Genomic DNA, 21,020 nt, shown 5'->3' with positions numbered 1-21,020 from the left:
ACGGTGGCGTGCGCTCCGGCGAAAACACCGACCTTGCCTCGGGCTATGCGAACGTCGTGGTGCCCTCGCCGTTGGGCGGACGGAGCCGAACACCACCGGAACGGGGCGCGGACCCGGCAGGCCAGTTCGAGGGCCTGCGCAGACCACCGGGCGCGGACCTGGCAAGCGAGATCGAGGTCCGGCGCAAGCGGGGCAGCCGCGTCGACTGATCACCCCGGACGCCGATTCCCGAGCCGCAATGGGCACGAACCAGAAATTGCACACTCTCAATGGCGCAGGTAGTGGACCCCCACCATGACGTCCAGCGTAGAGCGGACGTGGGTCTTCAACTCCGCTCGTGCCACCGCCGGATGGCCCGCGACGATGGCGGCCACGAGAGCGGAGTGGGCTTGGCCGGAGAGACTGGAGGCGTCGACCGGTTTCGGCATGTGGCGGAGAGTGCGTGTGAGGTAGGCCTGGATGCTGCGCTCGGCTTCCAGCAGTCGCGATGAACCGGACAGCTCGGCCATGTAGCGGTGAAGGTCGGCATCGGCGAGACGGAACACTTCGACCGACACATCGGACCGGTGGCTCGCTTCGGCCAGGTCGAGAAGCCGCTGACGGTCCATGTCAGCGACCTCATCGGCGGCGAAGCGTTCCGCCGCGCGAGCACATGCCTCGCCCGACACCGCCATCCGCCAGACGGTGAAGTCCTCGAATTCCTCCACCGACGGTAGCTCGGCATCCCGGAAGTAGGGTGCGTCCACTACGCCGGTGCGAACGAACGTGCCACCGCCACGCCCACGGCGCGACTCGATGAGCTGGTTCTCGCGCAGAACCTGCAGCGCGGTGCGGACGGTCATCGGTGCGACCTGGAAAGAGTCGGCGAGTTCGACTTCGGGAGGTAGTCGGTCGCCCGGCCGCAGCTCGCCCGATCCGATCAGCTCTCCGATGCGTCGCACGATGGCCTCGCTCACGCCAGTCTCGCCGACCGGAGAGAACGCTGAGTTCAAAGCCTTGCGCATCTATACCCCTAACATCTAGCGTTCATATGTATTTTACCGCAGCGATGCGTTGACCTGGAACGAAGGAGCAAGAGTTGACGGAGATCGACGGGGAGAAAGCACGGGTGGTCGTACCCGCTCGGCTGTCGGCCGGGGCCACCGACGCTCGGGTCGACGCGGCGAACCGAATTTTCCACGACATCGTGCGCCTGGTGCGGGAACACGGGTTCGAGCATGTGGTCGTGGCCGAGGTGCCGGACCTCTCCGGATTCGCCGGCGCGGTGCTGCCCGGCGGCGGTGATCTCGATCCCGCGCTCTACGGCGGGGACTCCTCGCCAACGGTCTACGACGTCAACCCAGCCCAGGACGCGTTGGATCTCGGTATCGCGCGGGCGGCCTTGGAGCGCGACCTGCCGGTGCTCGGCATCTGCCGTGGCGCCCAGGTACTCAACATCGTCACGGGAGGCACGTTGCACGTGGATCTCCCCGCAAGCTCGGTCACGCACCAGCGCGCCATCGAGCCCGGCCAGGAGCCGGAATTCGCCTGGCACCCTGTGCGCTTGCGAGAGGGCTCGCGGCTGCGCGCCCAGCTCGGCACCGGCGTCGTCACGGTCGCCTCCGGCCACCATCAGGGCCTGGCCCGGCTCGGCGCCGGACTGCACCTGACCGCCACCGCGAACGACGGGCTCGTCGAGGCGTTCGAGGACGAGCGTGGCCGGCTCATCGGCGTCCAATGGCATCCGGAAGCGGCGGGAACGCCCGCCCAGGAACAGGGTGCTCCGTTCCGCGTGTTCGCCGCAGCCGTCGAAGCCAAGGAGGCGCTCCATGCCTGACATCCTCGCTGCAGATGAGGCCAAGTCCCGCGTTCGAGCCGCGGTGGAGGCCAACCGCGACGCGGTCATCGACGTCAGCAGGCGAATCCACGCCGACCCCGAGATCGGCCTCCAGGAGACCAGGGCTGCTCGCCTGCTCGTCGACCGCATCGGGGCGACGACCGGCGTCGAGGCAACGCTCGGGCTCGGCAGCCTGCCCACCGCTTTCCGCGCCGAAGTCGGCAGCGGCGAACTGGTGGTGACCCTCTGCGCCGAATACGACGCCCTGCCGGAGATCGGCCACGGCTGCGGCCACAACATCATCGCCGCCTCGGCCTTCGGCGCGTTCACCGCACTCGCGCCGATCGCCGACGACCTCGGCATCACCGTCCGGCTGCTCGGTACTCCTGCCGAAGAGAACGCCGGCGGCAAGGTGACCTTGCTCGACGAGGGCGCCTTCGACGGCACGCATGCCGCGCTCATGGTGCACCCGGGGCCCGAGGACAGCATCGAGATGAATCCGTACGCCTCCGGCGGGATCCAGATCGAGTTCACCGGTCGGGAGGCGCATGCCAGCGCCGCCCCGCACGACGGCGTCAACGCCCTCGACGCCATGACGATCATGCTGACAGCCATCGGCCTGGCGCGCCAGCAACTCGAACCGTCCCAGCAGATCCACGGCATCGTGCAGCACGGTGGCGCGGCCCCGAACGTCATCCCCGGCAGCGCAGGCGGAGTCTGGATGGGACGCGCCGCGACCGCCGAGGCGCTGGAGCGGGTCATCGCCGTGATCCGCCGCTGCGCGGAAGCGGGAGCGCACGCGACGGGCGCGGCCGTGACCCTCACGGAAGGACCGTTCCGCTACCTCGACCTCCGCACCGACGCAGGGCTCAACGCCGCCTACGCCGCGAACCTCGAATCGGTCGGTCGCGTCGCCGGGGTGCCCATGCCCCGGGGCGGATCCACGGACATGGGCAACGTCTCCCACCGTTTCCCCTGCATCCACCCGCTGATTGGACTCGGCGATCCCGTCGCCGTGCCCCATACACCCGGATTCGCCGCGCTCGCCGGGTCCGAGCCGGGCGACCGTGCCGCCGTCGACGGCGCCACCCTGCTCGCGAGCACCGTGGTCGACGCGGCACTCGACAAGGCACTCCGTACCCGGCTGCTCACTGGCTCGGAAAGCTGATCGATAACCCATACCCCGTACACCGTGACGATCTCTCACCCCCGCCTTCAACAGGGATCTCCTGTTTCCGTGAAAGGCCTCCCATGGCAATCCCCGACTCCACCACCGCTGCCCAAGCAGCCTCCGCACCGCCGCGGCGGCAGGTCATCGCCGGCGTCGTAGGCATGATGCTCGAAATGTACGACTGGCAGGTCTACGGCTTCACGGTGGCCTACATCGCGGCCGCGCTGTTCGACCCCACCGACCCGTTCTCGGGCCTGCTCAACGGCCTGCTCGTGTTCGCCGTCGGTTTCCTCATGCGACCGCTCGGCGGCGCGATCATCGGAGCGTACACCGACCGCTTCGGACGTCGAGCCGGCATGATCCTCGGGCTGGTCCTGCTAGGCGTTGGTTCGTTGATGATCGCGATCGTGCCCAGCTACGCCCAGATCGGTGCCTGGGCCGGAATCATCCTCGTCGCGGCGCGGGTCCTGCAGGGCGTCGGCGTCGGCGGCGAGCAGGGCGCGGCGGTCTCCTACCTCAGCGAGATCGCCCCACCAGGCAAGCGGGCGTTCTACAACGCCTTCGGCTACGTAGCCAGCTCCTTGTCCGTGCTGCTCGCGGTCGGGCTCACCGCCATGCTCCCCATGATCCTCGGTGAGGCAGCTATGAGCACCTGGGGCTGGCGCATCCCGTTCATCATCGGCGCGCTGTTCACCGTCTACGCCATCGTCATGCGTCGCACGATGACCGAAACCGCGCAGTTCGCCGAGACCAAGCAGTCGCACGCAGGTGCTCGGCGCCGCAGCTCGACCCGCATCCTGCTCACGAAGTATCCGAAGCAGACCCTGCTGGCCTTCTTCTTCGTGGGCGGCGGCACGTTCAGCTACTACATCTTCGTGCTGCAGTACTCCACCTTTGCCCACATGGTGACCGGCATCAAGCTGTCGCAAGCGCAGCTGCTCACGACAGTCGTCATCGTCGTGTTCGCGATCCTGCAACCGCTCTTCGGGTCGCTCGCTGACCGCTTCGGCCGCAAGCGAGTGCTCCTCGCCTCCGCCATCGGCATGCTCGTGACCCTCTGGCCGGGACTGCTCCTCGTCACCGGCAACCCGGCCGTGATCATCGGCCTGCAGTTGCTCGCGACCATTCCGGCCGCCGCCGCAGCCTCTGTGGGCAACGCCGCCATCGCCGAGCTGTTCCCAACCGACGTCCGCGCCGTCGGAGTCGGCTTCCCCTACGCAGTCTCGGTCGCGCTGTTCGGCGGGACCGCGCCGTACGTCATGGCCTTTTTCGCCGGTCGAGACCAGGTTTCCGTGCTCGCCCTTTACGGCACCCTGCTCATCGCGATCACCATCGTCACCACCCTGCTGATGCCGGAACGATCCCGAACGTCGTTGAGCTCTGTGCCCGAAGCGTCGTAGTAGGTGCCCGCCGGCCAGCAACTCCGGCTGCCGTCGCTCGACGATCCGGAACTCGCCGGACCGCGACACGAGCACCCACCGCCACAGCAAGATGCCCAGCCCCGTCATGAGATGCCGTCGCCCACCCTCCGCGCCCTGCGGCGACGCTTCGACCAAGGGGGCGCCCGACTGGTCGAGTCGGAGCCGACGGGGCACGACATCACGTGGCGCCGTAGATCGATTCCGCAAGGGATGCGGCGGTCGGCGACGAACGATCGGTGGCCGCTCCCCAGGCCAGCACCAGACGACGATGGGCCCAGCTCTCGTTCAGATCGCAGATGTCCAGCGATCGGTCGAAGGTGATCGCCCGTCGAGGCACGATGGCGAGCCCCATTCCCGCCGCCGCGAGCGCGACCACCGTGCGGAGACTGGGTACGAGGGTCCGGTACCGCGGAGTGGGACCCCGCGCGTCCAGATTCGTCGCGATCGTGCGTTGGAGCGAGGAGTCGGTGTTCAGGCCGACCATCGGGTGCTCGGCCACCTCAGCGAACGATATCGGTGAACGCCTGCCTGTGAGGACCCCGCCGGGGCTGCCGATGACCACCAGCGAGTCGTCACAGAGCGCATCGACATCGAGTCCGGAGTTGCGCGTCTCGCTTTCCAGGACGATTCCCAGATCGGCCTCGCCGTTGACGAGGATTTGCACGCTGCGCGCACTGTGGTTCTCGTGGACGACGACGTCGACGTTGGCACGGTCGGTGAGGAACGAGGAGAGGGCCTTTGGAACCAGTCGGTGCATGGCAGAGGTTCCGGCGAGGAGGACCAGCGGTGTCGTCGATGCCCGTGCGTAGCTGGTCACGGCCCCATCGAGCCGTGCCGTGCTCGCCAGGACCTCGCGTGCGTGACGGGCTAGCGCGGCTCCGGCCGGCGTCGGCCGGACCCCGCGACGCTCTCGCACCAGCAGTGTCATGCCCGCGTGTTGTTCCAGGGATCGGACCCGGGCACTGGCCGAGGCGAGGCTCAGATGCACGGCCTCAGCCCCGGCGGTGATCGACCCCTCGGCGACGATGCTGCTGAACAACCGCAGGTCGACCAGGTCGTAACGCACCCGGTCAGTCTATGGCGACGATTGCCGGCAGAGCGCACCGTCCCGCGAAGGGAGCGGCTCCCGGAGTGTGCGGGACGGTGCGCTCGGCCGGGATCAGGCGGGTGAACCTCCGCGTCACGACGCGCGCTCTTTCCCCGGCAGGGTCGACATGGCCGCAGATGCCCCCAGCACGTCCTCGGAGTGCTCGCCGAGCACCGGAGGCGGCAGCCGGTACGTGACGGGGGAGTCGGAGAGCTTCAACGGGCTGCCAAGCAAGGTGACGTACCCCGCCCCGGAGTGCTCGTATGGCATCTCGATCTTCATCCCACGGTGGAGCACGTGCGGGTCGGAGAACACTTCCTCGACGTCGTTCACGGGCCCGCAGGGGATCCCCACCGCTTCGAGCTCGCCCAACCATTCCGACGTCGTTGCGGCCGTCATGTACGGCCGCAACCTCTCCTCGAACGCCTCGCGATTCTCGACACGGCCCGCGTTCGTCGCGAACTGCGGATCAGCGGCGAGGTCCTCGGCACCCACAACTTGGGCGAACCGCACGAACTGCGAGTCGTTGCCCACCGCGACAGCGATGTAGCCGTCCGAGGTCGGGTAGACCCCGTAGGGAACGATGTTCGGGTGGTCGTTGCCCCGCCGCACCGGCCGCCTGCCGGATACGAAATAGTTCGTGGCCTCGTTGATCAGCCAGGAGACCTGGGTGTCCATCAGGGCGACGTCAATGTGCTGTCCCCGACCGGTCTCGGCACAGTGGCGCAGCGCCGCCAGGATCCCGATCGTCGCATACAAACCGGTGGTCACGTCGGCGATGCCGACCCCCACCTTCATCGGGAGGCCGTCGACCTCGCCGGTCAGGCTCATGATGCCGCCCATTGCCTGGGCAAGCAGGTCGTACCCGGGCCGGGCCGCATAGGGCCCCGTCTGGCCGAAACCGGTGATCGAGCAGTAGACCAGCCGCGGGTTGACTCGTGCCAGATCTTCGTAGGCCAGGCCGTACCGGGCCGTCGTCCCGTGCTTGAAGTTTTCGACCAGGACGTCGCTATCTGCGACGAGCTCGAGCAGTTGCCGCCTCCCCTCCTCGTCGGCGATGTCCAGACAGACCGAACGCTTGTTTCGGTTCGCGGCGAGGTAGTAGGCCGACTCGGTGGTCGGTGTCCCGTCCTCCGCGGTAACGAACGGGGGCCCCCACCGCCTGGTGTCGTCGCCCGCGCCCGGCTTCTCGATCTTGATGACGTCCGCACCGAGGTCGCCCAGGATCTGCGTGCAGGTGGGGCCGGCCAGAATTCGGGAGAGGTCAATGATCCGTATGCCTGCGAGTGCGCCCGGCTGCACGCCCTTCTCGCCGTTCTCAGACATAGCCACCACGATTCTGCGGCAGCTTCCAGCCCAGGTCCTGCGAGGCGACTAGCGTGCGGAGCACCTCGGCGGTCCCTCCGCCGATGGTGAACATGCGGACGTCACGTGCCATCCGCTCGAGCGGGAAGTCCCGTCCGTAACCGCGAGCACCGAAGAACTGCAGCGCGGTGTTGACGACCGTGATGGCCGACTCTGCCGCGTAGATCTTCGCCTTCGCCGCCAGGGCGGGGTCCGGGAACGGGCTCCCGGACTTGCCGCGCGACCGCGCGGCGGCGTGCAGCATGAGCCGCGAGCCGGTCAGAGCGACGTCCATGTCGGCGATCTTCCACTGCAGGCCCTGAAATTCACCGATTGGCCGGCCGAACTGCTCACGTTGCTTCGACCACGCGACGGCGTGCTCGAACGCGCCGGTGGCGATACCCATCGCAACCGTCCCGGCTCCGACGCGCTGGCAATTGTAGGCATTCATCAGGGAGGCGAACCCGCGGGACAATCCGGCAGGCGGCATCAGGAGGCTGGACTCGTCAACGACGAGATCCTCGAACGTCAGCTCTCCCTCGGGCATGCCACGCAGGCCCATCGTCTGTTCGCGCTTCGTCCGGCGAATCGCATCGGTCTCGCTCGCGAGCGCGATAAAACCGCCGATGCCGAGGTACTCGCCGTTCTCGTCGAACGTGCGGGCGAAGATGAGGTGCAGGTTCGACACCCCCGCCCCGGTGATCCAGTGCTTGCATCCATTGATGACGTACTTATCGCCGCGCCTCTCCGCGCGGGTTGTCATCGAGGTAGCGTCGCTCCCGGCGTCCGGCTCGGTGATGCAGATAGCCGGCTTGTCGCCGGCAACCACGAGATCCGCCGCCAGCTTGCGCTGCTCCTCGGTCCCGTACTCCATGATCGCCGAGACTGCGCCCATGTTCGCCTCGACCACGATGCGCGCGGTGACCGTGCATTCACGTGCGATCTGCTCAATGACAAGACAAGCGTCGAGCAGCGAGCTCCCCTGTCCTCCGTATGCCTTGGGGAGCGTCATCCCCATGAATTTCGCGGAGGTCAGCTCGCGGACGATGTCCCAGGGGTACTCGCCCACGATGTCGGTCTGCGCGCTGACCGGTCGCACCACCTGATCGGCGAACAGACGAGCCTTCGCTTGCAATTCGATCTCTTCGCTCGTAAGTCCCACGGTGACTGGATCCATTGCGGTCACGGCGGCAACTTCCCTTCATGTGTCGGCCTTGGGTGACACTGCGGTCTGCTGGAAATCATCGCCAAAGCGTCGGGTGTGAATAAATTAAGTTCTCGCCGCGCGCCGGAACAACCCGATCTCGCTCTGCCTTCTATCCATTTTGACTCTGTCTGAGCCTTAGGCTCACGCGTCAGCCCGCCGGGGACCGTGCCGCTTTCGGCCGGTCAGGACTCACGACCCCTTGCCGCTCTGTTTCGCACCAGTTCCCACAGTGCGGCGGCGGCAGGCGACAGTCGTCGCTCGTTGAGGCAGGCCAAGCCGACCTGTCGTGATGCCCGCGGTCTGATCCGGCGGTAGACGACGCCGTCGTGCTGGTCGGGAAGGGCCAGCGAGGCCACGATCGAGACCCCATGCCCCTGAGCCACGAACTCGAGGATCGAAATCAGCTGCTGGAGTTCGTGCGTCACGGTCGGCTGGATGCGAGCTTGTGCGAACATGTGGCCGATCAACTCCTGCGACCCCGCGTGGGTGAGGATAAGCGGATATCGCGCCAGCTCCCGCAGGGAGATCGGATCGGTGTCGGCGAGTTCGTGCCCCGCGGGCACCACGGCCACCATTTCGTCCACATCCAGCGGGAGGGTGTCGAACTGGGGCTTCGGCAGCGTGACGAACCCGATCTCGATCCGTCGCTCGATCAACTCCTGTTCGATCTCCGGGTCGGTCTTCTCGGTCACGAGCACGTCGATGCCCGGGTAGCGGGCGCGGAACGCCGTCAGCATCGGCGGCAGCAAGGTCAGCGAGGAGCTGGCCCCGAACGAGCCGATGCGCAGCAGTCCCGCTCTCAGGCCGGCGCTGGCGTTCGCGGTGGTCTGGATCAACTGCAATGCCGCTAAGACGTCACGGACATGCGGCAGGATCTGCTGGCCGGCGTAGGTCAACTCGATGCCGGGTGCGTTGCGGTCGATGACGTCCGTGCCAAGAGCGTCTTCCAATGCCCTGAGTGCGTGACTCGTCGCCGACGGGGTCATGCCGAGCTTGGCTCCGGCGTTGGCGATCCCGTCGGAGCCGGCGAGCGCCCGGAACAGCTCCAGTTGACGCAACGTGGGGAAGGCGGCGTTCGGCTTCATTTTCATGTTGAACTCTACTTCAATTGAATAGGAGGAACATGAAGCCATATGGTACCCGGAGCTGGCCTGCAGGCCCTATTGATCAACACCGGGAGCCTCGTCCGACATGTTCTCCAAGCCGATTGCGAAACTGCGTTCCTCGCCGATCCAACTGATGGCGGAGCGGACCCGCGTAGCCCTCCGAGAAGGCCGCAGCGTGGTCGACATGACCCTCGGCGAGCCGGACTTCCCCACGCCGCAACATGTCGGTGAAGCGGCGATCCGTGCGATCGTGACCGGCGAGACCCGCTACACCCCCGTCAACGGCTCGGTCCGGCTCCGGGAGGCCATCGCCCGGAAGTTCCAGCGCGACAACGCAATCCCTTGCACGCCCGCCGACATCACCGTCGGCTGCGGCGGTAAACAGGTCATCTATCAGGCATTCCTGGCCACGCTCGAGCCCGGTGACGAAGTCCTGATTCCGGCACCGTACTGGGCTTCCTACGCCGACATCGCCAGCATGCACGGAGGCGTGCTGAAGTCATTGGCAACGTCGCCGGACGCCGGCTATGCGTTGCAGCCGCAGACGCTGGAAACAGCGATCACCGCGCGGACAAAATGGTTGGTGCTGAATTCTCCCAGCAACCCCAGCGGCACGGCCTACACGGCAGCGCAGCTGTCCGCATTCGCGGAGGTGATCCGCGCCAGCCGGCACCAGAACTTCCTGGTCCTCGTTGACGACATCTACGAGCACATCGTCTTCGACGGCGCACCCTTCGCCACACTTGCCGAAGTCGCCCCCGATCTTCGCCAACGCATCCTGACCGTCAACGGTGTCTCCAAGGCGTATTCGATGACCGGCTGGCGTGTCGGCTACGGATGCGGGCCACGTGCGCTCATCGACGCGATGACCAAGATCCAGATGCAGATCAACTCGCACACTTCGTCGGTGTCTCAGGCTGCGGCGGCTGCGGCGCTGGAAGGGCCGCAGGACGAGGTGCGCAACCGTTGCCAGGTGTTCCAACACCGCCGCGACCTGTTGTTGCGGCGGTTCGACGCGATCCCGCAGTTGCATACGCCGCGTCCGGGAGGAGCCTTCTACCTCTTTCCAGACGTGCGTGCCTTCCTCGGGCGGACGAGCCCGAATGGCCGCGTGATCGGGGACGACATGGCGCTGGCATCCTACCTCCTCGACGAAGGTGTGGCCGTCGTCCCTGGCTCGGGCTTCGGGATGCCGGGCTTCATCCGCCTGTCATATGCGACGTCCGACGACAGGCTGCATCTGGCCGCCGATCGGCTCGCCACAGCGCTGCAGCGCTTGTCCTAAAAGGAGTGGCTTTCGCACACGCTCCGCCTGCCAATTCAGAATCTGAGGAGAAAATTGTGCGATATTCCTGGGGCAACCCTGCGAATTATCCGACCTCGCCATATGCCTCATATCCAGCGTGGTCACCGCAAAAAGAACTCCCGGAGCGGATAACGCACGACCGCACCGTTTGATGACTGCCCGGCACGCTCGTCCCAAACGGGCTGCGCGATCAACTAAAAGATCCGACGGGCCGATATCAAGATCAACTTCACTTGACGAGGCACTGGAAAGGACTGTGCAATGTCGACGGTTGCCGAGGTAATCGGGCGAAGGCTCTACGAGGCCGGTTGTCGGCACGCGTTCGGTATCCCCGGCGGCGAGGTGCTCGCCGTCATGGATGGACTCGACGAGGCCGGAATGAACTTCACGCTCGTCAAGCACGAGAACTCCGGTGGGTTCATGGCCGAGGGCGTGTTCCACCGCACCGGCGCGCCCGGCGTGCTGATCGCCACGCTCGGCCCCGGCGTGGCGAACGCGACCAACGTCGTGGCCAACGCGATGCAGGATCGTGTTCCTCTGCTGTTCATCACCGGCTGCGTCGACGACGAGCAAGCCGCCACCTACACCCACCAGGTTCTCGACCACGCGGCACTGATGCGACCGATCACCAAGGCATCCCTGCGGATGACGCCGGGAGCGGCCGAAGCACTGGTCGACAAGGCGATCGCGATCGCGACCGACGATCCACCCGGTCCGGTGCACATCGACGTGCCGATCTCCGTTGCCTCGCAAGAGGTTGAGGCGAGGGCGGGAACGCGCCGGACACCACCTGCGACAACCGCGCCGGCGCATTTGAACGAACTGGCACAGGCACGACGGTGGTTGGCCGACGCCAAGCGGCCGATCCTGATCGCCGGGGTCGAAGCGCTGCACCACCACGCCGAGGACGAGATCCGCCGCCTGGTGGGCGAGTTCCACATCCCACTGATCACAACCTACAAGGCCAAGGGGCTCGTGGACGAACGTCACGAACTGGCGATCGGGGGTGCTGGTCTGTCTCCGCGAGCCGACCACGTCCTGCTACCGATCGTCCGCGACGCTGACCTCATCCTGCTGGCCGGATACGACCCCATCGAGATGCGTGCGGGCTGGCGCAACGTCTGGGACGACCGGCAGCACCGAGTGATCGAGTTCTCGGCTTGCCCCAACACCCACTACATGCACCAGGCCTCCCACTCCTTCGTCGGCGACATCCGGCACGGGCTTGCTGCACTCCGTGACGGCGTCGGCGGGGCATCGGAGTGGACACCCGAGGAGATCGCCCGGGTGAAGAAGGAACTCGCCGACATCTACCGCCTTGAGGAACCTTGGGGCCCAGCTGCCATCGTCGACGTCGCGCGGCGTGTGCTCCCGCCGCACACGGTGGCCTCAGTGGATAGTGGGGCGCACCGCATTTTGTTGAGCCAGACCTGGATGTGCTATGAACCGCGTTCGTTGCTGCAATCTTCGGGGCTGTGCACCATGGGTTGCTCGTTGCCGCTGGGCATAGGGGCCAAACTGAGCGACGCCTCCCGCCCCGTGGCGGTGTTCACCGGTGACGCGTGCCTGGAGATGACGCTCGGCGAGCTCGCCACCGCACGGGACGCGAAGACGCCGGTCATCGTGTTCGTCTTCGCCGACGAGTCGCTGTCCCTGATCGAGGTCAAGCAGCGCGCCAACGGACAGCCGAACCTAGGTGTCGATTTCACCGGTACTGACTTCGCCGGGGTAAGTCGTGCCTTGGGCGGACTTGGCTTCGACGTCAGTTGCCGGGAGGAGCTCGCCGCGGCCATCGAGCAGTCGCTCGATGCGGAGGTGTTCAGCGTCATCTCGTGCAGGCTGCCCCGCGGGGCCTACGACGGCCGGATCTGACGTTGGAACCTCGGTTGACGACTGGGGAGTTGTCAGCGTTCAGGTGGCGTGGTGGGCGTTTGGTGGGCTTCGCGGACCAGTTCGGCCAGATGATGTGTGTGCCGGTGCGCTCCTTGTTTGATCTGGGTGTGGCAGCTGAAGCCGTCGGCGAGCACACGTACGGTGTCCTCGGCTGCGCGAACGGCGGGCAGAAGTACGCGTTCTCCTGCGGCGACGGAGACGTCGTAGTGGTCCTTTTCGAAGCCGAAGTTCCCGGCAAGGCCGCAGCAGCCGGAGTTGAGTTTGGTGTCGTCCACGCCCATGCGGGTCAGCAACCAGGAATCGGCCTGGTCTCCCATGACCGCGTGCTGGTGGCAGTGCGTCTGGCGCAGCGTCTTGATGGGGAGTCTTGGGGGTTGCCAGTCGGGTGCGAGTTCGCGGATCGTTTCGGCGAAGGTCTTCGTCATGTGGGCGAGCCGTTTCGCGATGGGGTGGCCGGCAAGCAGGTCGGGTAGGTCTGTGCGCAGCGTGGCCGTACAGCTGGGTTCGATGCCCACAACGGCGGATACTTCGTCGAGCTGGGGCGTGATCGCCTTCAGGGCGCGGCGTTGAACTCGGCGTGCCACGTCTAGTTGACCTGTGGTGATCCAGGTGAGTCCACAGCATTGGGTTCCTGGGGGCACGACTACCCGGAAGCCGATCTCTTCCAGGACCTCGGTGGCCGCGCGCAACGGGCCGGGATTGAGGGCGTTGCCGAACGAGTCGACCCACAGCAGGACAGTGCCCCTGCTGCCTGCGCCCGGTGTCGCCGGGCGCGTGCGGAACCAGGTCGAGAAGGACTCCAGGGCGAACGGGGGGATGGAGCGTTCGGGGGCGATGCCACCGAACCGCTTGAGCACACCCGCGGCCGGCGAGCTGGTCACAGCATTGACCAGCCGCGGTGCCGTGCGTGCCAGCCGTGCCCACAGCGGCAACCACCCCATCGAGTAGTGCGACGCGGGACGGAGCCTTCGACGGTAGTGGTGGTGGAGGAACTCGGACTTGTAGGTGGCCATGTCCACTTGGGTAGGGCAGTCGTGGCTGCATCCCTTGCAGGACAGGCACAGATCGAGTGCATCGCGTACCTCGGTCGACTTCCAGCCATCTTCGATGACGCCGCCGCCCAGCATCTCGTTGAGCACGCGGGCGCGGCCTCGGGTGGAGTCCTTTTCGTCGCGGGTGACCTGGTAGCTCGGGCACATGACACCCGCGGAGTGTTGCGTCCGGCATTTGCCGACACCCACACATCGGCGCAAGGCGGCGGTCATGTCGCCATCGTCGTGTTCATAGGAGAACATCGGCGTGATGTCCAGGCTTCGGCGTGGCTGTACGCGAAGGTCGGCGTCGATGGGGCGAGGGCGCACCACGACGCCGGGGTTCAATCGATCCTCGGGGTCGAAGATGGCTTTGAACTCGCTGAACGCTTCCATGATCGCGGGGCTGTACATCAGGGGAAGGAACTCGGCGCGGGCCCGGCCGTCCCCGTGTTCTCCCGAGAACGAGCCCCCGTGACGGACGACGAGTTCGCAGGCTTGCTGCATGAACTGCCGGAACTGCTGTGATCCATCCTCGGCGGCGAGTGGGAAGTCGATGCGCACGTGCAGGCACCCGTCGCCGAAATGCCCGTAGATGACACCGCGTCGACGGTGGCGGTGCATCAGGTCTTCGAATTCCCGCAGATAGGCAGCTAGGTTTTCGGGAGGGACCGCTGCGTCTTCCCACCCGGGCCATGCCTCGCTGCCGTCCGGCAGGCGGGTGGCGAGCCCGGCGCCGTCCTCCCTGATGCGCCACAACTGCCGTTGTGCTGATGGCTTGGCCACGACGACCGAGTTCGTGGAATGATCGCTGAGCTGTGCCACCACGGCTCGGGCGGCGGTTTCGGCAGCAGCGGCGGTCTCACCTCCGATTTCGATGTAGAGCCAGCTCTTCCCCGGCGGCAGTTGCTCGATGGCGTCCAGATGTCGCGTGCTCTTCTGCTGCGCGGAGTCGACCAGCGCACGGTCCATGCCCTCGACGGCGAGCGGTCGCGCTCGCAGGATGTCGGGCACGGCCTCAGCCGCAGCAACGGCGCTGGGGAATCCCATCACGGCGAGGCAGCGCTGAGGCGGGGTTCGGACGAGCCGAACAGTGGCCGACACAACGATCGCGCAGGTTCCTTCGGTACCCACCAGTGCTTTGGCGAGGTCGAAGCGGTTCTCCGGGAGAAGGTAGTGCAGCGGGTAACCGGAGACTTGCCTGGGGAACCGGGCGAGCTCCAGGCGGATCTCGGCGCGATGCCGGTCCACCAGAGTGCGCAGCTGCGCGAAGACCCGGCCGCGCTCGCCACCGGAAGCGATGATGTCGTCGATCTCGGCCGAGGTGTGCTGGCCGACGGTCATCTGCGTGCCGTCGGCCAGCACAACATCCAACTCGATGACGTTGTCGCTGGTGCGGCCCCAGGCAACTGAGTGCGAGCCGCACGCATCGTTGCCGATCATGCCGCCGAGCGTGCAACGGCTGTGAGTCGAAGGGTCGGGGCCGAAGGTCAGGCCGTGTGGGGCGGCTGCCGCCCGCAGGTCGTCCAGCACGACACCCGGTTCCACCCGCGCCCAGCCGCCCTCGTGGTTGATCTCGAGGATCCGGTTCAGGTGTTTGGACAGATCGAGAACGACGCCCTCGGTGATGGCATTGCCGGCGACGCTGGTGCCGCCGCCCCGGGCCACCAGCGGTACTCCGTGGCGGTAGCACACCCGGACAGTGCGCACGACGTCGTCGACCGTGCGGGGCGTGACGACCCCGGCCGGGACCACCCGGTAGTTGGATGCGTCGCCGGAGTACTGGGCGCGGCGTCCTGGGCTGAAATCGATGATGCCGGTGGCTGCCGGGCCGAGTTCCCGTCGCAGGTCGTGCTCGCATTGTTGGATGGTGTGGCTTTGGCTACCGCTGGTCAGCATTCACTCGCCCCTGATTGCCGGTACTGCGTCGTCGACACTCTGGTCCGTCGTGTTCATGCGCTCTCCGGCACGGCGCTTCACCATCCGGACGACGGGGTAAATTCCGGCGCAGATCGCGAAAGCGACCACGCTCAGCGCAACCTGGCTTCGGGTGTGCTCGTCGAGGGCCATCCCTGCGAGGATGGCCACGATGCCGGCTGCGGTCACGATCGGCAGAATGGGATGTGCCCACATTTTGACCGGCAGTCCGCCTGGGCGCTCGCGTGCGAGCACCGGACGGAGTTTCAGCTGAGACAGGCAGATCAGCAGGTAAATGATGAGAACGACCGCGCCGGAGGAGTTCAGCAGGAAGGAGAAGATGCCGTCCGGCGACAGGTACGCTGCCCCGACGCACACGTACCCGCCGAGAGTCGAGGCGAGAATGGCCCACATCGGGACGCCGCGGTCGTTGCGTTTGAGCATGCGTTGGGGCGCCTCGTTGCGTCGGGCGAGGACGAAGAGCATGCGGGAGGCGGTGAACAGGCCGGAGTTCAGGCACGACAACACGGCGAACAGGACGACGATGTTCATGATGTCGCCCCCGTAGGGGATCCCCATGATGTCCAATGCGGACACGTAGGGCGACTGGCCTGGTTTCGCCGTGGCCCAGGGCACGATCGCGGCGACGAGGAACATCGATCCGACGTAGAACACCGAGATGCGCATGAGGACGGTGTTGGTCGCCTTGGTGATGGACCGCTGGGGCGTCTTCGACTCCGCGGCTGCGACGGTCACGATCTCCGCGCCGACCATGGACAGCACCACTGCGGCAACGGCGGTGAAGACCACGCCTCCGCCGTGTGGGAGCAGACCGCCGTCGGCGTAGAGGTGCGAGATGTCCGCGCCCTTGCCCGGGAACAGGCCTGTGACGTAGGCCAGGCCGAGCCCGATGAAGAGGATGATCGCGAGGACCTTGATCCCGGCGAACCAGTACTCGAACTCGCCGTAGGAGCGGGTTGATCGCAGGTTGGTCGCGGTCATCAGCATGATGAGGGCTAATGCGAGAACCCACTTGGGCCAGTGCACCCACCGCTGGAGCAGTTCCGCGCCGGCGACCGCTTCGAAACCGACGATGACGACCCAGAAGTACCAGTACAGCCACGCCATGGCGAACCCGGCCCAGTCGCCCAAAGCGCTGCGCGCGTATTCGGTGAAGGAACCGACCGAAGGGCGTGCCGCGGCCATTTCTCCCAGCATGCGCATCACGAACAGGATGAGCACGCCGGTGACCGCGTAGGTGAGAAAGGAACCCGGTCCGACTTGGGCGAGCACTGCGCCGGAACCCATGAACAGCCCTGCGCCGATGATTCCGCCCATGGCGATCATCGTGACGTGCCGGTCACGGAGATGGTGTGATGATGATGGTCTCGACATTGTTGGACCTGCTTCCACTGTGGCGGACACCGTTGTCCGCTGCGCGTGCCCCGCAGGGCGCCTCACCTCGCGAGGCACGCGTTGGCGGTGAAATGACAGACAACCGCGGGTGTGTCGTCAACCGTCGCCGAGTGCTGCTCAGTGACGTACGGAGACTCTGGTGGGCTGGGTTCGCCCGCTGAGCTCCATGGCCGTGCGCACTCGCTGTTCGGCGAGTCGTCGGGCCGCTTCGTGGGTGGTGAGTTCAGTGCGAGCGCTCTCGTCGAGCACGTTGACCGTGTTGGCCCGCAACCGTTCCGATACCGCGGTGCGGATCTGGCTCGGTTCCGAGGGGAAGGCCGAGTGCCGGGCGTCCATCGCGTATGCGGCGGCCACCACGCCGCCGGCGTTGGCGATGAAGTCCGGGACGACGGTGACGCCGCGTTCGGCGAGCACGGCTTGCGCCTCGACGGTCAGCGGCAGGTTGGCGCCCTCCGCCACGACGGATGCCGATAGTCGGCGGGCTGTGGCGGCATCGACGACGTCCTGCCTCGCAGCCGGGATCAGAACTTCCGCGGGCAGGGTGAGTTCTTCCCCTGTGCTGAGGTGTTTCACCCCGCCGACGTGGTGGACCAGGCCATCGCCCCACTCGGACTTCGCGTGCAGCAGCTCGGGCACGTCAAGCCCATCAGGATCATAGATCGCGCCCTCCGAAGTGGACACTGCGACGACCTGTGCGCCGAGGGAGTGCAGGCGTTCGGCCGTCGCGGCACCAACGGCTCCGAAGCCCTGCACCACGACACGAGCACCATTGATTTTCAGTCCGTGCCATCGGGCGGCTTCGTCGGTGGCTTCGGCGACTCCGTAGCCCGTGACGCCCCATTGGTCGTAGGGCACGCCGCCGAGTTCTCGGGGGCTGCCGACTGCTGTTCGGCGGTCTCCTAGTTCGTGTTGGATGATGGCCGCGTCGTGCTCGGTGAGTCCCATGTCGAGGCCGAACACGTACTCTTCGGGCACCTCGCTGGAGAGCGACCGCACGAAACTGCGCAACGCCGCTTCCTTGTCCGCCGAGGCAGGATCGAAGCGGACTCCCGCCTTGGCGCCGCCGAAGAAGAGATCGACACCCGCCCACTTCCACGTCATCACTCGTGCCAGGCGGGCGACTTCGGTGATGGTCAGGGTTGGGCTCATGCGGGTCCCGCCCTTGCCCATGCCCCGAGCCGTGTTGTCGATGACGAGGACGCCGCGCATGCCGGTGCGGGTGTCGGCGACGGTCACGATCTTTTCCGGACCCCATTCGTCCGCGTGGGAGAAATCGTCGAGCGTCATCCGAAGTTCACCCCCTGGGCCAGCGGGAGTTCGGTCGAGTAGTTGATGGTGTTGGTGGCGCGCCGCATGTAGCCGCGCCAAGCGTCCGACCCCGATTCACGGCCGCCGCCGGTGGTCTTCTCGCCTCCGAACGCGCCGCCGATCTCGGCACCGGAAGTGCCGATGTTGACGTTGGCGATCCCGCAGTCGGAACCGGCCGAGGAGGTGAACCGCTCGGCCTCGCGCTGGTCGGTGGTGAAGATGCTCGACGACAGGCCTTGCGGCACGTCGTTGTGCAGGGCGATGGCTTCGTCGAACGTGCGGTAGGTCAGCACGTAGAGGATCGGCGCGAACGTTTCCTGCCGGATGACCTCGGTCTGCGCGGGCATGCGTACGATGGCCGGCTCCACGTAGTAGCCGTGCGCGGCGGAGTCGGCCAGTCGCCGCTCGCCGCCGACGACCACCTCGCCGCCGTCTGCGACGGCCCGCTCCAGCGCGTCGCGCATGGCGGCGTAGGCGCCTTCGTTGATCAGCGGCCCCACCAGGGTCTCGGCGGAGAACGGATCACCGATGTCGAGGCTCGTGTAAACCTTGGTCAGTCGGGCGACGAGCTCGTCAGCGATGTCTTCGTGCACGATCAGCCGGCGCATCGTCGTGCACCGCTGCCCGGCGGTGCCCGCAGCGGAGAACGTGATGCCGCGGGTGGCCATGTCCAGGTCCGCCGATGGCGCGACGATAGCCGCGTTGTTCCCGCCGAGTTCGAGGATCGTGCGGCCGAATCGTGCCGCGATGCGGGGTGCGATCTCACGTCCCAGCCGTTCGGAGCCGGTCGCGCTCACCAGGGGGACGTCGGGGCTGTCGACCAGCGGAGCAGACTCGGCGGACGAAGCCAACACCAGCCGATGGATCCCGGCGGGGGCACCGGCATCCGCGATGGCGCGGTCGAGTAGGGCGGAGCACGCCAGCGCCGTCAAGGAGGTGAGCTGCGAGGGCTTCCACACGACCGCGTCGCCGCAAACCAGGGCCACGGCGGTGTTCCACGCCCACGGGGCGCACGGAAAGTTGAAGGCGGTGATCACGCCCACGACGCCGAGCGGGTGCCAGGTTTCCAGCAGTTTGTGCCCGGGGCGCTCGGAGGCCAGCGTTCTCCCCTCGAGCTGGCGTGACATTCCCACTGCGAGATCGCAGATATCGATCATCTCCTGGACCTCGCCGAGGGCCTCCGAGCCGATCTTGCCGACCTCAATGGTCACCAGGTCCGCCAGGTCACGCTTGTGCTCGGTGAGCAGCTCTCCGAACCGTTTGATCAGCGCTCCGCGCACCGGCGCGGGCGTGTCGCGCCAGGCGGGGAAGGCGGCCTTGGTCGTGCTGATCGCCGCACGCACCTGGGATTCGGACGAGCCGGCGACGGTGAACAGATCCTCACCGGTGATCGGCGAGCGCGCGGAGAACGCATGGGGCCCGGTGCCCTCGTACCCGTTGGCTCCGCAGGCTCGTAGCGCCGCCCGGGCGCGCTCGGCGAGGTCGGCCGTGGTGGTCAGGGTGTTAGCAGACATGGAAAGTTCGTCCTCTTTCGGTCGGTTCTCTTGTCAACACGAGCCGGTGACCGGCGTGCAGAGTTCCTGGCGCACGGATTCCAGCGATCGTTCGCGCTGGCGCGCGTAGAGGTCGTAGGGGTCGTGGAGGCTGCGTTCCAGCACGCCGGCCATCCACTCGCCGTCGAGGTCCGCGGCCTGCTGAGTGAGGTCCTTCGAGCCGTCGCCGGCCAGGTTCGACTGGAAGATGCCGGCCGCCGAACGGGGGAGGAAGTCTTCGTAGACGATCGGCTCGGCCCGGACCCACCCCTGGTCGATCAGCTCCGGCAAGGTCGTCGGTGGTGGCGTCGCATGGTCGTGGGCGGTGTTGACGGTGAACGTGAAGTACGCGAGGTCCTTGCGCGCCAGCTCGGCTTCGGAGCGGGGGAAGCGCTGCCCCCACACCTTGGCGGCGACCTCGGCCCGACCGCGTCCCGTTTCAGTGCGACGGCGGTCGACCTCGGCGACGAGTTCGTCGTAGGTGGCGCGTCCGTGCGGGGTCAGTGCGATTCCACGCGCTTCCACCTCACCGAACCGGACCCGCAGCGAGTCCTCGGTCACGGATCCGTCCGCCTCCCGGAAGCGGCGTGGTTCGGCCAGGGCTCGGAAAGAGGTCTGGCGCAACAACACGTCCGGCCCGTCCCAGCGGGGAGGTCCCTGGATGTCGTCGATCATCGTGATGCCGCGTCGCTCCATCCGCTCGTACAACTCGTCGATGTCGAGCACTCGGGGAGTGAGGTGGTTGATGTGCGTGGTGGTCACGCCACCGATGTCGGCGGCAACGCTGGAGATCCGCTCCAACTCCGCGTACCACGCTCGGTCCACTGGTTCGTGGGACAGCTCGAAGCTGCGCACGGCCAGTTCGAGGAACCGTTGGGCGTCGGCCTGCTCCAGTTCTCCATCGCGCTCGGCGCGTTCGGCCAGGCTGATCAGTTCCGCGGGGAACAGGCTGCGCCGCGACAGGAAGTTCTCCAGCCGGTGCTGGAGGTCGGCGTTGAAGAAGCGCCGATCCGCGGGTGTCAGAAGTGACGTGAACACGCGGAACGGGTTGCGTGCGAGCTCATCCTCGTCGATGGGCCGGAAGGCAGTGGAGACCACGGGAACCGCGCTCACCGCTGCTTCCCGGAGATCGTAGAAGCCGACCGGGTGCATCCCCAGCCCGGCGAAGATCTGCCCCACCTGGCGCAGTTCCTCCGGGGTGCCCACACGAATCGCGCCGTGCCGTTCGGCGGTGACCCGGGCGATGCTGCCGAGGCGCTGCGCTTGTTCGGGGTCCTTGGCGAGCAGGTCCCGGTTTACCTCGTGCGAGACGTCGACGAGCGTCGTGTAAGCGGGTACCTCGGTGCCGTACATCGTCGACAGCCGTTGGGCGAACGCCGCGCGCAATTCCCATTGCTTAACAGCCATTTTCCTCTCCTTGCCGATCCCTGTCCTTCGCGCCGATGCGGCGGGTGGGAGCGAGTCA

The 21,020-nt window shown here is 66.7% G+C and carries 16 protein-coding genes; 6 read left to right on the top strand and 10 right to left on the bottom strand.

Annotated features, from left to right (window positions below; genetic code table 11):
• Positions 1-8 precede the first annotated feature (8 nt).
• Complete coding sequence (locus tag BLW84_RS47680; RefSeq protein WP_177226695.1) at positions 9-209, top strand: hypothetical protein; 201 nt, start codon at positions 9-11, stop codon at positions 207-209.
• A gap of 57 nt (positions 210-266) precedes the next feature.
• Here BLW84_RS47680 and BLW84_RS26290 read toward each other — a convergent pair whose 3' ends face one another.
• Entirely contained in the window at positions 267-1,004 is a 738-nt protein-coding gene (locus BLW84_RS26290; protein ID WP_093270251.1) for a FadR/GntR family transcriptional regulator, read from the bottom strand.
• Positions 1,005-1,078: 74 nt separating this feature from the next.
• Between BLW84_RS26290 and BLW84_RS26285 the strand changes: the two genes are divergently transcribed.
• From BLW84_RS26285 to BLW84_RS26275, 3 genes are all read left to right on the top strand, one after another.
• On the top strand, positions 1,079-1,816 hold the full coding sequence (locus BLW84_RS26285) for a gamma-glutamyl-gamma-aminobutyrate hydrolase family protein (protein WP_093270248.1): 738 nt from the start codon (positions 1,079-1,081) through the stop codon (positions 1,814-1,816).
• The gene (locus tag BLW84_RS26280; protein ID WP_093270245.1) at positions 1,809-2,984 is read left to right on the top strand and encodes an amidohydrolase; all 1,176 of its coding nucleotides are present in this window, start codon (positions 1,809-1,811) and stop codon (positions 2,982-2,984) included. The genes BLW84_RS26285 and BLW84_RS26280 overlap by 8 nt, the downstream gene beginning before the upstream one ends.
• Positions 2,985-3,067: 83 nt before the next feature.
• Positions 3,068-4,387, top strand: a complete 1,320-nt coding sequence (locus BLW84_RS26275; RefSeq protein WP_093270242.1) for an MFS transporter — start codon at positions 3,068-3,070, stop codon at positions 4,385-4,387.
• A gap of 199 nt (positions 4,388-4,586) precedes the next feature.
• Here BLW84_RS26275 and BLW84_RS26270 read toward each other — a convergent pair whose 3' ends face one another.
• The 4 genes from BLW84_RS26270 to BLW84_RS26255 all read right to left on the bottom strand — a co-directional run bounded on the left by BLW84_RS26270 (position 4,587) and on the right by BLW84_RS26255 (position 9,137).
• Positions 4,587-5,474 carry a LysR family transcriptional regulator gene (locus tag BLW84_RS26270; RefSeq protein ID WP_093270239.1) on the bottom strand — a complete coding sequence of 296 codons (888 nt, stop codon included), beginning with the start codon at positions 5,472-5,474 and terminating at the stop codon, positions 4,587-4,589.
• Between the two features lie 114 nt (positions 5,475-5,588).
• On the bottom strand, positions 5,589-6,821 hold the full coding sequence (locus BLW84_RS26265) for a CaiB/BaiF CoA transferase family protein (protein ID WP_093270236.1): 1,233 nt from the start codon (positions 6,819-6,821) through the stop codon (positions 5,589-5,591).
• Positions 6,814-8,016 carry a 3-sulfinopropanoyl-CoA desulfinase gene (gene acdA / locus BLW84_RS26260; protein ID WP_093270233.1) on the bottom strand — a complete coding sequence of 401 codons (1,203 nt, stop codon included), beginning with the start codon at positions 8,014-8,016 and terminating at the stop codon, positions 6,814-6,816. Before acdA ends, BLW84_RS26265 begins: the two co-directional genes overlap by 8 nt.
• A gap of 212 nt (positions 8,017-8,228) precedes the next feature.
• The gene (locus BLW84_RS26255; RefSeq protein ID WP_218157473.1) at positions 8,229-9,137 is read right to left on the bottom strand and encodes a LysR family transcriptional regulator; all 909 of its coding nucleotides are present in this window, start codon (positions 9,135-9,137) and stop codon (positions 8,229-8,231) included.
• Between the two features lie 100 nt (positions 9,138-9,237).
• Here BLW84_RS26255 and BLW84_RS26250 point away from each other — a divergent pair, with 100 nt between their 5' ends.
• Positions 9,238-10,437, top strand: coding sequence for a pyridoxal phosphate-dependent aminotransferase (locus BLW84_RS26250; RefSeq protein ID WP_093270228.1), 1,200 nt, complete (start codon positions 9,238-9,240; stop codon positions 10,435-10,437).
• Positions 10,438-10,719: 282 nt separating this feature from the next.
• Positions 10,720-12,330 (top strand): thiamine pyrophosphate-binding protein, encoded by a 1,611-nt coding sequence (locus tag BLW84_RS26245; RefSeq protein ID WP_093270225.1) that lies wholly within the window; start codon positions 10,720-10,722, stop codon positions 12,328-12,330.
• Positions 12,331-12,362: 32 nt separating this feature from the next.
• On the opposite strand, the gene BLW84_RS26240 is transcribed toward BLW84_RS26245, so the two are convergent.
• From BLW84_RS26240 to hglS, 5 genes are all read right to left on the bottom strand, one after another.
• Positions 12,363-15,281, bottom strand: a complete 2,919-nt coding sequence (locus BLW84_RS26240; RefSeq protein WP_093270223.1) for an FAD-binding and (Fe-S)-binding domain-containing protein — start codon at positions 15,279-15,281, stop codon at positions 12,363-12,365.
• Positions 15,282-16,694: an amino acid permease gene (locus tag BLW84_RS26235; RefSeq protein WP_093270221.1), complete on the bottom strand. Its 1,413-nt coding sequence runs from the start codon at positions 16,692-16,694 to the stop codon at positions 15,282-15,284.
• A gap of 138 nt (positions 16,695-16,832) precedes the next feature.
• Positions 16,833-18,002 carry a Glu/Leu/Phe/Val family dehydrogenase gene (locus BLW84_RS26230; RefSeq protein ID WP_093270218.1) on the bottom strand — a complete coding sequence of 390 codons (1,170 nt, stop codon included), beginning with the start codon at positions 18,000-18,002 and terminating at the stop codon, positions 16,833-16,835.
• Positions 17,999-19,537 (bottom strand): L-piperidine-6-carboxylate dehydrogenase, encoded by a 1,539-nt coding sequence (gene amaB, locus BLW84_RS26225; protein WP_093270216.1) that lies wholly within the window; start codon positions 19,535-19,537, stop codon positions 17,999-18,001. Before amaB ends, BLW84_RS26230 begins: the two co-directional genes overlap by 4 nt.
• Positions 19,538-19,570: 33 nt before the next feature.
• Entirely contained in the window at positions 19,571-20,962 is a 1,392-nt protein-coding gene (hglS, locus tag BLW84_RS26220) for a 2-oxoadipate dioxygenase/decarboxylase (protein WP_093270213.1), read from the bottom strand.
• Positions 20,963-21,020 lie beyond the last annotated feature (58 nt).

Source organism: Saccharopolyspora shandongensis, assembly GCF_900106995.1.
In the GTDB taxonomy this organism is placed as follows: Bacteria; Actinomycetota; Actinomycetes; order Mycobacteriales; family Pseudonocardiaceae; genus Saccharopolyspora; species Saccharopolyspora shandongensis.
The sequence above is the reverse complement of the archived record's forward strand: the minus strand, read 5'-3'. Positions and strand labels throughout refer to the sequence as shown.